13 protein-coding genes are annotated in these 12,519 nt (G+C 41.3%); 3 read left to right on the forward strand and 10 right to left on the reverse strand.

What is annotated here, in order from left to right; all coding sequences use genetic code 11:
- A partial coding sequence (locus H6G83_RS03545) for a transposase (protein WP_190467053.1) occupies positions 1-684 on the forward strand: 684 nt, incomplete at its 5' end.
- Positions 685-962: 278 nt separating this feature from the next.
- On the opposite strand, the gene H6G83_RS03550 is transcribed toward H6G83_RS03545, so the two are convergent.
- The 6 genes from H6G83_RS03550 to H6G83_RS03575 all read right to left on the reverse strand — a co-directional run bounded on the left by H6G83_RS03550 (position 963) and on the right by H6G83_RS03575 (position 5,750).
- A complete protein-coding gene (locus H6G83_RS03550) occupies positions 963-1,487 on the reverse strand; it encodes a tetratricopeptide repeat protein (protein WP_190467057.1) in 525 nt (174 codons plus the stop codon).
- A 251-nt stretch (positions 1,488-1,738) separates the two neighbouring features.
- Positions 1,739-2,551 (reverse strand): transporter substrate-binding domain-containing protein, encoded by an 813-nt coding sequence (locus tag H6G83_RS03555; RefSeq protein ID WP_190467059.1) that lies wholly within the window; start codon positions 2,549-2,551, stop codon positions 1,739-1,741.
- Between the two features lie 12 nt (positions 2,552-2,563).
- Positions 2,564-2,920 carry a 50S ribosomal protein L20 gene (gene rplT, locus H6G83_RS03560; RefSeq protein WP_190467062.1) on the reverse strand — a complete coding sequence of 119 codons (357 nt, stop codon included), beginning with the start codon at positions 2,918-2,920 and terminating at the stop codon, positions 2,564-2,566.
- A gap of 26 nt (positions 2,921-2,946) precedes the next feature.
- The gene (gene rpmI / locus H6G83_RS03565) at positions 2,947-3,144 is read right to left on the reverse strand and encodes a 50S ribosomal protein L35 (RefSeq protein WP_067766668.1); all 198 of its coding nucleotides are present in this window, start codon (positions 3,142-3,144) and stop codon (positions 2,947-2,949) included.
- 205 nt (positions 3,145-3,349) lie between these two features.
- A complete protein-coding gene (locus tag H6G83_RS03570; protein ID WP_190467064.1) occupies positions 3,350-4,177 on the reverse strand; it encodes a peptidoglycan-binding protein in 828 nt (275 codons plus the stop codon).
- A 508-nt stretch (positions 4,178-4,685) separates the two neighbouring features.
- Positions 4,686-5,750, reverse strand: coding sequence for a M23 family metallopeptidase (locus H6G83_RS03575; RefSeq protein ID WP_190467067.1), 1,065 nt, complete (start codon positions 5,748-5,750; stop codon positions 4,686-4,688).
- A gap of 1,330 nt (positions 5,751-7,080) precedes the next feature.
- On the opposite strand from H6G83_RS03575, the gene H6G83_RS03580 reads away from it, so the two are divergent.
- On the forward strand, positions 7,081-7,326 hold the full coding sequence (locus H6G83_RS03580) for a hypothetical protein (RefSeq protein ID WP_190467070.1): 246 nt from the start codon (positions 7,081-7,083) through the stop codon (positions 7,324-7,326).
- An 8-nt stretch (positions 7,327-7,334) separates the two neighbouring features.
- Positions 7,335-8,351: a hypothetical protein gene (locus H6G83_RS03585; protein WP_190467073.1), complete on the forward strand. Its 1,017-nt coding sequence runs from the start codon at positions 7,335-7,337 to the stop codon at positions 8,349-8,351.
- 63 nt (positions 8,352-8,414) lie between these two features.
- Here H6G83_RS03585 and glpK read toward each other — a convergent pair whose 3' ends face one another.
- The 4 genes from glpK to H6G83_RS03605 form a co-directional block, all read right to left on the reverse strand.
- Positions 8,415-9,938, reverse strand: a complete 1,524-nt coding sequence (gene glpK, locus H6G83_RS03590) for a glycerol kinase GlpK (RefSeq protein ID WP_190467077.1) — start codon at positions 9,936-9,938, stop codon at positions 8,415-8,417.
- Positions 9,939-10,362: 424 nt separating this feature from the next.
- Positions 10,363-10,962, reverse strand: coding sequence for a DJ-1/PfpI family protein (locus H6G83_RS03595; RefSeq protein WP_190467080.1), 600 nt, complete (start codon positions 10,960-10,962; stop codon positions 10,363-10,365).
- Between the two features lie 152 nt (positions 10,963-11,114).
- On the reverse strand, positions 11,115-11,567 hold the full coding sequence (locus H6G83_RS03600; RefSeq protein WP_190467083.1) for a nitrate reductase associated protein: 453 nt from the start codon (positions 11,565-11,567) through the stop codon (positions 11,115-11,117).
- Between the two features lie 53 nt (positions 11,568-11,620).
- Positions 11,621-12,070, reverse strand: coding sequence for a phosphate-starvation-inducible PsiE family protein (locus H6G83_RS03605; protein WP_190467086.1), 450 nt, complete (start codon positions 12,068-12,070; stop codon positions 11,621-11,623).
- Between the last annotated feature and the right edge of the window lie 449 nt (positions 12,071-12,519).

The following is a 12,519-nucleotide window of genomic DNA, read 5'->3' on the forward strand; positions in this document are numbered from 1 at the left end:
ACGGACTTAGCAGGTAAATCTGTGCCTGTCAATTATCGCATTTATAACAAACAGGAGGGAAAGACGAAGAATGATTATTTACAAGAAATGATTGCCGAGGTTTTGAATTGGGGGTTAAGTCCAAAAATAGTAACTACTGACACTTGGTATTCGAGTCAAAAAAACCTGAAATTCTTTAAAAACAAAGGGTTAGGGTTTTTAACTGGAATAGCTAAAAATCGCTCGTGTTCGATTGATGGTAAGAATTTTACTCAAGTTCAACATCTAGAAATCCCAGAATCTGGTTTAATAGTATATCTGAAAAATTTTGGTCAGGTGAAGGTCTTTCAGAGAAGTTTCAAAAACGAAACAACACGATATTACATTATGTATATCCCTGAAAAAGATGCACTTGACTCAATCACTAGAACAGAATTTAGGGAACTTCATTCAATACATTGGGGTATTGAGTGTTACCACAGAGCTATTAAACAAGTTTGTGGCATTAGTCGATTTATGGTGAGGACATCTGAAGCAATTAGAACTCACTTTTTTAGTGCAATTCGAGCTTTTACACAACTAGAACTAATGCGCTCCGAAGAGTTAATTGAAAATTGGTATGAAATCCAAAGAAATTTATCTCTTCAAGTAGCTCGTGACTTTATTTTAGAACACCTAACACAGAAGTTGGGCTTGATTGCATAGTATCAACTTTCTGTCAATGCGTAAGTCCTAATTATTACGACAATCTGAGCTTGAAACTTATTATTTCGTAGCCCACCATCTGCTTCCACAAGGGATGTGCAAGATGTCAGTTACATAACTAGGGCCGACAAGATACCCACCGCACAAGAGTTTAATTTAACTTGGGTTGAATATGAAAAATAGATATTTTTCAGCTTCTTCTACTTTCCTACACAAAAAGGTGCAGTAGTTAATTGCACCTTTTTGATATAGCCTACTTGTAGCCGAATTTTGAGTAATTATGCAGCAACCAAGCGCCTTAAAGATTCAGCACGACGTTTTGCTGTGACGTTATTGGGGGCAAATTTGAGTGCTTCTTCGTACATTTGTAACGCTTGAGCATTCAATTTTTTGCGCTCATAAGCATGACCCAAATTATTCAATCCTACTACATAATCAGGCTTCAATTTTAGCGCTTCTTTATATTGGCGAATCGCTAAATCATATTGCTCTTGGGCAAAATAAGCGTATCCCAAACCATTGTAAATAGGAGCAGTATTTTCTTCTCCTTCCTCCTCGGCTGCTTTAAGAGCCTTTTGAAACAATGGTATGGCTTGTGTAAACACTTTCTTCTCTGAATAAATACAGGCTAACTCGTAATATTCTTGAGCCGTACCTTTATCTTTACTCAACTTGTTACGCAATCGTGATAAAGAACTTTCACGCTTACGAGTTTTGAACAGCTGGCGGAAAACACTCACAACTGCGAATGCTAGTAAACCCACCAAAACAGAGAGATAAACAACCGCTAGACTGTTATCCATTGCCTTCAAATCAAATTATTATAGGTGCTTCAATATCTATTATGAGTCTTTTGGGGAAAGGGGAAAGGGGGAAGGGGGAAGGGAAGGGGAAAGGGGAAAGGGGAAAGGGGAAGGGGGAAAGGGGAAGGGGGAAAGGGGAAGGGGGAAGGGAAGGGGAAAGGGGAAAGGGGAAGGGGAAAGGGGAAAGGGGAAGGGGAAGGGGGAAGGGAAGGGGAAAGGGGAAAGGGAAGAAATCGACTATGGACTATGGACTATGGACTATTAACTAATCTCCAGTATTTAATCCTTTCTTTTAACCAGCCTTGAGCGATGTAACGAGCGATCGCTTCGTTAACTTCTCTTCTGAATTCATCATACTGCAAACCCTTAGGCATAACTACAGATAAGGGTGCTGTTGATAATTTTGTAGATAGCAGGCGATATTGGGGGTTTTGCTGCACCCAGCCACTCAAAACGCTACCATCGGCGGCGAAAGCAGTCACGGTATTATTTTCTATTGCTGTTTGTGCTTCTTGGTAGGAATTAACCCCTACTAACTCGGCGTTGGGAATATAGTAACGCACTTCGGCGATGGTGCTGGAATTATAGAGGACAGCTATTTTACGTTTTGCTAAATCATTTATTTGCTGTATAGCCGCATCCTTGGTAACTATATAAGTGCCATCCAGATAATAGGGAACACTAAAATCTACCAAGCGTGAACGTGATGCGGTGGCTGTGACTCTAGCGATCGCCATATCAACTTTATGGTTCAATACTACAGATAGGCGATCGCGATTACTGACACTTTGCAATCTTACAGCCTCTGGTTTACCTAGCAAATCGGTTGCTAAACGCTGTGCTAAATCAATTTCTAATCCTTGTAATCTGCCGTTAGCATCTTTGAAACCCAACAGAGGTAAATTATCTTTCACCGCCACAGTGATATAGCCTCGGCGTTGAATTTCTGGTGTTGATGCGGCAGATGCAACAAATCCTATTACTAACAAAAGGCAAATAATAGTAGCGGATAATACCAGATGTAACCGACTAATTATTCGCCTGCTGTTACATCCGTTATTCATCCGTTACCACCTTTAACCTTTAGCTTGACTTGCCAACTGTGCCACTTTGCTGAAGCTAGCGGGGTCGAGAACTGCCAACTGTGCCAACATTTTGCGGTTGAGTTGGATGTTAGCTTTTTTCAAGTTACCGATTAACTGACTGTAGCTTAATCCTTGTTCTCTAGCAGCAGCATTAATGCGGGTGATCCACAGACGGCGGAAATCGCGCTTTTTCTTTTTGCGATCGCGGTACGCACTGCGGAGTGCTTTCATTACCTGCTGGTTAGCGGTTCTAAACAAAGTGGAATGAGAACCACGAAAACCCTTAGCCAGTTTGAGAATTTTATTGCGGCGTTTACGAGCAACATTACCGCGTTTTACACGAGTCATCTTTTATTCCTAAAAAACTTACAAATTTACAAATAAGGCAACATCAAACGCACGTTTTCTTCATCGCGCTCATTGACAATTGCCATCTTGGACAAGCCACGCTTTTTGTTAGTAGTCTTGTGTTCCAAAAGGTGATTTTTGAAAGCCTTACGGCGCACGATTTTACCGCTACCTGTAGCGCGAAATCGCTTCGCTGCTGCTTTGCGTGTTTTCAGTTTAGGCATGGATTGGCTTTAATTCGACACAATCCCTCATTATATATTATTTTTGTCAGTTGTCAGTTATCAGTTATCAGTTATCAGTTATCAGTTATCAGTTATCAGTTGTCAGTTGTTCCCCCTTTCCCCCTTCCCCCTTCCCCTTCCTCACTCACTCAATAAGGGTGCAAGAGTTCACCCCTACACCCCTACACCCCTACACCCTTCGTGACTAACTTCTAAATAAAGCGCTACGAGTTTCCGGGCCGAATACGCCATCAACACGTAAACCGTTATTAGCTTGGAACTCACGCACACGGCGGACTGTCACCCCACCATAATAGCCTGTGGGTTCCACACCCAGCGCCCTTTGCAATTCTGAAACTGCTGAACCACGAGAACCTAAGCTAAGTGTTACAGGGCCGCCAGTACCGCCATTATCACCATTCCCGCCGTTACCACCACCTCTAAACAAAGCATTGCGAGTTTGAGCGCCGACTACACCATCAACACGCAAACCATTATTAGCTTGAAACTCGCGCACCCGGCGAGCTGTCACCCCACCATAATAGCCTGTGGGTTCTACACCCAGCGCTCTTTGCACCCGCGAAACTGCTGAACCGCGAGAACCAAGTCCTAATGTGTAAGTACCACCAACGCCGCCGCTATAGTTACCGCCATAGTTACCGCCAGACGTACCCGTAACCCATCTAGCAGCTACGTATCTGTTACCATACAGACGAGCAAAACCATTGACATTTCCCCTAGTGGTGATTCGCGTACCGTTAGGGATGCAGTCTATAACTCTAGCATTGACATTGGGAGAACTGCGTACATTTAGGCAACTACCATTAGTCCGAACGTAGGCGGCTAAAGCGCCATTTACTTGAGTTAGAGAGGTAAATAACACCATTAAGCCGGCTACAGATAACCAAGCCGAAGACTTGAGTAATTTGCCCCAACTAAAATCAAACTTAGGTAGTTCATATTCGAGATATTCAGCCTGACCATTTGCCTGTTGATTAGCAATGACCATAGAAGAATAAGCGATAAATTCCATTGCAGAACACCTTTACCTATTCAAGCTAAAAGATGAAAATTGATATAGGAAGACGATTTGATTTTTGTGTAATCTCAGTATTTGTAGCGTGGGTATTGCCCAAAACCATGATACTACTCTTACGTATATTTCCCAAATCAGGATGAATCCTTTACCATATTTGTGTATTTTCGATTACTGGAGATCATAAGGGGTTTTCCCTTTTAGTATCAATAAAAGTAAGAAAATTTATAAAAATCCATGACATTGTGGTTTTCATCTGAGACTGGTTGAGCTAAAAGTCAGAAAAACTTGATTTTTTAAATCAGTTATCAGTCATCAGTTATCAGTTATCAGTTATCAGTCCTGACGGCCTATGGTGGGGGATAAAGAAGCGCCACCCTAAGTTTTCCACCAAAACAATTGGTGGAAGACTTTCGTATTTAACTGAATAACTGTTCACTGATAACTGATAACTGATAACTGATAACTGATAACTGATAACTGATAACTGATAACTGATAACTGTTCACTGTTCATTGTTCACTGTATAAAAACTATCAGTGCGTATCTGATTACCATTACGCCAAACTTCTACCTCTTCCGGACTAACTACGTAAGAGAAAGTACCATTATCAGCTTGATATCTATTACTACCAATCATCCAAGCTGGTATTTTGACAGGCAGGCTGGGTTTCTGTTTCAACTCACCAATATAAAATAACTGCCCATTCTCGTCACAAATCCTGATGAGCGCATTTGCTGTCTCTCCTTGCACAAGTGTCAAACCATTGCATTGTGCATCGGTCATTGGTATGGGTTTTGAGGGTGAAACTTGTTGTTCTGGGGAAGGTTGGGTAATTAGTGGGGAGGGAATGGGGAGGAGGCTACCGCCGTAAGCGCCTGGAGAACGGGGGTAGGAAGTAGGGTAATTATTTTCTGGTTTGGTGGATAATTGCCGTACTTGTGTGGTTGGACTAACTTGAGTCGCATTACTAGCAACAGGCTGTGATGGAATTTTGTTAGCTGTTGAAGACCCTAAGAAACTCATAGGGTTAACAGCTAATCTTCCATTAGGATAATATTCAAAGTGTAAATGCGGTGCGGTGCTGTTACCTGTAGACCCCATCTCCGCAATTATTTGTCCTTGTTTCACCTGTTGACCTTTGCTCACCAACAAACGGCGATTATGTCCATAAACAGTAACGCTACCATTGGGATGTCTAATTTCTATTGCGTTACCTAGTCCCCATTCATCCCATCCAGCCTTAACTACATTTCCCGCCGCCGCCGCGACAATTGGTGTTCCCGCCGCACCTGCAATATCAATTCCTTCATGTCTGTATTTACGAAAGCCTTGGGAAATATATCCTTTTGTGGGCCAAATTAAGTTAGGGCTAGAAATAGGGTTAGGGGTAGAAATAGGTTTGGGAACGGTAAGAGGGATAGACTTTTGTGGAATCTGAGAATACTCTGTAACTTGAGTGAAAGCAGTAGTATTTGTACTGAATACTGTAGTTAAAGATGTAAAAATTATATAAGTATATATACGACGGTTAATGAAGGCAAATTTTTTGATTAGTTTTGAGAGCATATAATGATATCTCAGATACTTTTATGAATATTTGCTATTTCACTCTTATGCTGGGATGGTCAGGGAAGTTTTAGTCAAATTTATCACTTTAATTGATGCTGTACATCAAGTAGACGAACATCTATTGCGAAAGTGTCAGGGTCAGATAATTTTGATATAAAGAGCTAAAAATAATGCAAATCATTGGCGTAGTTTTGTAGGTTGGGCATCTTGCTGGTTGTATTTTCGGGGCAGGCAGTAGTGGGGTGAGCAATGCCAACAGTATAATGTTCTTGATGGGCAATGCCCACCTACTTATGTTTGAAAAACTAAGTATGAATCCTATTGAGTTTTTCAGTCTTTACCCTTTACCCAAAAGGTTTTCATCTTCAGGCTTTATACCTATCTTATAAGACTACTAAGAAACACAGGCGACAGGTGACAGGTTACAGGTTACAGAATAAGAAAATAGGGAATAGTTGTGTTTCTTTGATATTTTGCGGGAGCGTTCATCGCGCCCGTAGGAGGCTCATATCTAATTTTTGGAGAGATCCAGTCAATTTCTACCTAGTCAGGACTTACGCAAGTGTCACAATTGGTGGTTGGTGCGTGACGCTACAAGTCTCATGACTACGTTCAAATATTATCGCCAGTCACACACCCTACAGAAAAAATATGCCAGTTGCGTAAGTCCTACTAGTTTCTTAGCTGTTTCCTGTAACCTCTACCCTATTACCTAGAATTCTTTACAAGACGGTAAAACCCACATCATGAATAAGGCGAGGTCTTCTTTGTACCAATTATTCATAGTTATCATAAGGCTAGAGTTGGATATTTTTTACCGCAAAGGCGCTAACAGACAAAGCTCAAGGGTATTTCTACTTGTCTTTGGATAAGTCTAGAACTAAGCGATCGCACATACAACCCCAACATCCCCTATGACGAAGCAAAAATCTGCTTACTAACACTACAAGAGAGTATATGTTTGATTTTGTTTAATTTTTGTATTTGATAGCCTATATATACGATGGCAAATAGTACTTAAATGTTAATAATGCAATATATAGGAGTCCGATTTGATTTTTGTAGCAAATTCAGTACCTATCTATTCCTTCCTAACTGTTACCTGTTACCTGTCACCTGTTCCCTACCTACGCAAATCAATTCAGGAATCAAACCGGATACTATATGCTAATAAAACAAGCAATTAATGTTTATAGTTGGTTCTGTGCCAATTTGGCTTTCTACAAGATTGCTAATTTGCCCAAAACAGACAACTAAACACACACTGATCCCAGTTTATTTGCTTGAATAGCTATATTGAGAGACTTGTAATTTCATACTCTTGATTATGACCAGTAAGCTCATTGATGTTAGAGAATACACTGTAAGAGCGCATAAGCGACTGATTCACACTCGCGTTTTTAACTTTGTGTGTAAGCAGTGTGATGAACCCACAAAACGCGAGACTTTTGGCCCTCGTCCTTTGTATTGTGAAAGATGTCGTCCCCCACAAGCACCGAAGAAATCTCAGCAGCCATCTCGCAAAGCTAAACCTCGACCAACTACTTACAAAAGCGACATTGATTTAGGTTGATTTGAAGCATGATTAATCCTCAATTACAATTAGAACCTCCCCCCCAAGACTTTGTTTCGCCACTTTTGGAATTACGAGACTATTATGCGCGTCTTGTAGAAGAGTATGAAACCCTATTTACACAAGCGCGATCGCAATTAGACCATGTAGAAGCTTTATTATCTACTTGGTCTGGTGATAACAAACTGCAACTACCAGCCAGTAAAATTACTCAAGAAGTTCAGACTTCTCTGGCGCAAGTTTCTCTACCCTCTTCAGCTAACGGTATTTCTCACACTCAGCTGAACTTGCTGGAGTCTAGTAGACATGACTCCGCCAATGTCGAAGACTTGGAAGCAGAAGATATAGAGACTCTAGAAGAGGATGAGGACGAGTTCCCAGTCTCCAGATCATCACCGACTATAGAAATTACTCCAGAGACTATCAAGGGAACTGATATCCCGATGTTACCTGAGTATGAGTCTCTGACTCGCATGGAAGCGATTAAACGGCTATTGCAAGAACATCTTGGTTCTGTATGTCACATAGATTTTATAGTGCGATCGCTTTATGGAGAGTTAGAGCCTTATATTTTTAGAGTAGTCAAAGGTCGAGTGCAATCATCTCTGACTCAAGGTAGAGAAAGACAGGCTTGGTATGGTATTCCTGACGAACCCGGATGTTACACTTTGGATTTAGGTTTAGTCACATCCAACCGCACTCATACCTACTCCCAAAATGGCAGAAGTAAGAAGAAGAAGCCTATACCTGCGCCTAAAGCCAGAGTTGTCCCGATGTTGGAACCTTACGAAGGGCAATTTTTAATTGATGCTTTGAGTGTTTTCTTCAAAAAAAATCCAGGGAAAGTTTTTGGTGTAGGTGACGTGATCTCTGGACTTTATGGAGAACTAGATGAGGAAGATACTAGAGAGGTGAAAAGCAAAGTCTTGAATGAACTTTCACGGGGTTATCGTACAGGTAGATTCGCTAGAATACCTAATAAAGTTGGCTTTTATACTTTGGATTTAAAGTTAGCTGGGAAGTAGGGGAAGTTAATCAGTTATCAGTTATCAGTTATCAGATGATGTTAACTGATAACTGTTCACTGTTCACTGACACACCCACCCCAAAGTCCGTTGCACTGCTTTTTGCCATGTGGCAAAATTCGCTCTGGCGCTGTTGCTGGCTTCTGTTGGCTCAAATATGCGGTCGATTTGCCGTTGGTTGACTAATGTTGTATAATTATCCCACAAGCCTACGGCTAAACCTGCGGCGAAGGCTGCGCCTTGAACTGTTGTGTCGCGCATGATGGGGCGTTCTATGGGTATACCTAAGACATCGGCTTGGAACTGCATGAGGAAATTGTTCTCGCAAGCGCCACCATCTACAATTAAGCGCTGCATGGGACTACTACAAGAGGCGTTGATGGCTTGTACTACTTCTAACACTTGATAGGCGATCGCTTCTAGTACCGCCCTCACTAAATGTTGGGTTTGCACACTGGCGGTAATGCCAAAAAAGGCTCCCCTGGCGTTCATATCCCAGTAGGGTGCGCCTAGTCCACTAAATGCAGGAACAAAGTAGACTCCGCCGTTATCTGCTACTTGCTTTGCCATTGTCTCGGTTTCCGCCGCCGTTTTGATGATTTTCAGGCTATCACGCAGCCACTGGATACAAGCACCACTCGTAAACATACTGCCTTCTAGGGCATAGCCAATATTTAGCTGTTGCTGGGAATTGGCTTGTGTCCAGGCAATTGTGGAAATGAGTTGATGTTGGGAACGGATGATATTATTGCCAGTGTGAGCTACTAAAAAGCTACCAGTGCCGTAAGTACATTTCATTAAACCAGGGCGATCGCAGCCATGACCAAACAACGCGGCTTGCTGGTCGCCTAAAATAGCTGTGATGGGGATAGCTGCACCTAATAAGTTGGTATCGGTGATGCCAAATTTGCCTAAGCTGGGTTGAATTTGCGGCAGAATATGGGCAGGTATTTGGAAGATATCTAATAGTTGTTCATCCCAGTTGCAGGTTTTGAGATTCATCAACATTGTGCGACTGGCGTTACTATGGTCGGTAGCGTGGACTCGACCACCTGTTAATTTCCACAATATCCAAGTATCAATTGTACCTGCGAGGACGTTGTTTAAGTCTAAGCCAGAGATGTGATCTAATAACCACCGGAGTTTAGTAGCGGAGAAGTAAGCATCAATGACTAAGCCGGTGCGATCGTAAATTTCTTGGGCGTAGCCTTGTGATTGTAACTCATGACATAGTGGCGCGGTGCGGCGGTCTTGCCAAACTATGGCTTTATGTAATGGTTCCCCTGTAGTTTTGTCCCAGAGTAAGCAAGTTTCCCTTTGGACAGTTAAACCGATAGCAGCAATTTCACTGGGTGAGATTTGAGCATTTGCAATAGCTGTTTGCATCACCCAGTATGTATCTTGCCAAATTTCCTTGGGGTCATGTTCTAACCATCCCGGTTGGGGATAATATTGTGTCAGTTCTTTATATGCTTGCGCTACTATTTTACCTGCGGCGTTAAAGATAAATGCCCGGTTCCCTGTCGTCCCCAAGTCTAAGGCGAGGATATACCCGGATGATAGTGTTTTGCTCCCCAATGTCTGCATAGGTGTTGTAAATATTTATTGAAAATCTACTTATATATACCCAATTAATGATTTTCTCGTTAGTAGGGGCGGGTTTACCAAGATCATCATCAATCATCAAAGGTATTTATCAACCCGCCCCTACAACTCACTGCTATATTAAAAACCTACACTTGTGAGTGTTCCCCTCCTGGGAGGGGCTAGGGGTGGGTTGCTCTGACTTTTCACGGGATCTGAAAGACCTCTCTCCAAACCTCTCTCCTACAAGGAGAGAGGCTTTGATTTCTCCCCCTTCCCTTGAAGGGAAGGGGGCTGGGGGGTTAGGTCTGCTGTTAACTTTACATAACGTGAAAAGTCAGGTGGGTTGCTCCCCCTGCTCCCCAAAGTGTTGGTATATTTTTAGTTTGCAGTTCTTAAGCGAAAAACGCTGTATGTTTAAGCTTGACTAAACCCTAGCTACTTCAGGATGTTCAATTTTAGTACCTAAGACCTTGAGAAACTCGGCTAACCAACGGGGATGGGCTGGCCAAGCTGGTGCTGTAACTAAGTTACCATCAACTATGGCTTCATCCACAGGAATTTGTACGTAGATACCGCCAGCAGCACGGACATCTGGACTACAAGCCGGGTAGGCAGTACAACTCTTACCGCGTAATACATCCGCAGCCGCCAATAGTTGTAAACCATGACAGATAGCAGCAATAGGCTTATTTACTTCGGCAAAATGACGAGTTATTTCTAGCACTCTTTGATTAAGGCGGATATATTCGGGTGCGCGTCCACCAGGGACAACTAAAGCATCGTAATTTTCCGGTTCGACTTCTGCAAAGGTGGCGTTTAAGGTGAAGTTATGACCGGGTTTTTCACTATAAGTTTGATCTCCCTCAAAATCGTGAACTGCTGTGCGAATTTTATCCCCTGCTTGCTTGTCTGGACAAACTGCATGGACTGTATGTCCTACCATTTGCAAAGCCTGGAAAGGAACCATAACTTCATAATCTTCTACATAATCTCCAACAAGAAACAGAATTGTCTTTCCAGTCATATACCTATATCCTTGTTTTAGTTGTAAATTATCAGTATTTAATACATCGGTAATTGAACTAAATATTATTCAATTAGGCTGTAAGAAACCAGCTTAATTCGTAAATTTTTACATGGGATTGGGAAGGCAGAGGAGAATAACTAATGACTAGACTAATGAAGATGAAATTCGGCGATCGCTTTGGGAAAATTCTGGTTTTCATGTCCTGAACGGCTGAGTTTAATCAAAGCAAAACGCTGTAATGGCGTTAAATTCATCCATTGCGACAATGTGAGAGTTACACCTATTTCTTGAGCTTTATCCTGAATACTATCTGGTATGGTGTTTGTATTTAACCAAGCAGGCTCAGGCTCAATTGGTAATGTTGCAGGTGCTGTGCCAGTATGTTTGATAATTAGCTGTTGGAGATAGTTTTGATAAGCTTGAATTTCTGTTTCTGTAGTGCAAGGTAATTCGACTAAAGCTTCTCGTTCAGCTTGAGTCATGTGGTTCCAATCAGATAACTTTAATTTAATGCCACAGGTATCAAGTTTGTAACGTACCTGCATGGGTATACAGCGTAGAGAATCAACAAAGTCTGATTCAAATTGAAAAAAATCTGACATAAAAATATTAAACAAAGTTATCAAAAATACTTCCTAAAATAACTCACTTTCTATTATTTAGAGTTACTGGAACGGATAATTAAATAACTAATTGAAAGAGCTAAAACAGCAGTTCCTAAACCAATTATATCAAGTCCTCTTACCTTTTCCAAATCCAGAATAATAATTTTTCTAGCAACGGCAATTAAAGAAGTAACAATTACCAATTCAACTTGGAAAACGTGTTTCTTAAGATAAGCAGTAATGTTTTCTAAAATTTCTAAGGCAATTAAGATATTTAAAAATAAACCAAAAACTTTAAATAATGTAGTATTAATTTTCCCATAGGGAACGGTAAAAACTTCTTTAACAATAAAAGTTCCTAAATCAACGAGCGCCACTAAAATTACAAACACCATGAAAATAGAGAGGACTTTAGAAACTATCACCTCTACATTTTCAATGGCGTGCATGAAGTTTTCGTCTTTCGTCCAACCAAACAGTTGTCTCATTAACCTTTTCATAACCTACACCCCAGTTCTCAGTAAGCTTTACCACCTAAAATAAAAATCCTATAGATTAATCTAGAGGATTCTATGATTATTCCGTTATTTGTTTTTATGTTTAGTTATGTAAAGGTTTTAGTTAAACACCAAAACTCAGGACAAGTATAGTTAGTTCATGAGAAACCATAATTATAACTATTGATTATTGTCTATTGATGAAATTACTAAAAACCTATACCTAGAAGCTTACCATTGAGAGGACTGGAGTTGTTGACACTCCCCTGCCTAACCAAGTTTCGCTTTCGCTCACTTGCTTAAAAAGGCAGGGGATTCTTGGTTCAATGAGTCCACTTAGCGCCCGATTCCTTGCGGTATCTTGTGCCAGAGGTGGTTCTCTCCCCAAGCGTTAACTTTTGGTCTGCCCGACCATAGTTGCACAGTGTGCAATATTTGTTTGGTAGAGAAGC

Origin of the sequence: Anabaena azotica FACHB-119 (genome assembly GCF_014697625.1) — a bacterium.
Classification (GTDB): domain Bacteria; phylum Cyanobacteriota; class Cyanobacteriia; order Cyanobacteriales; family Nostocaceae; genus Trichormus; species Trichormus azoticus_A.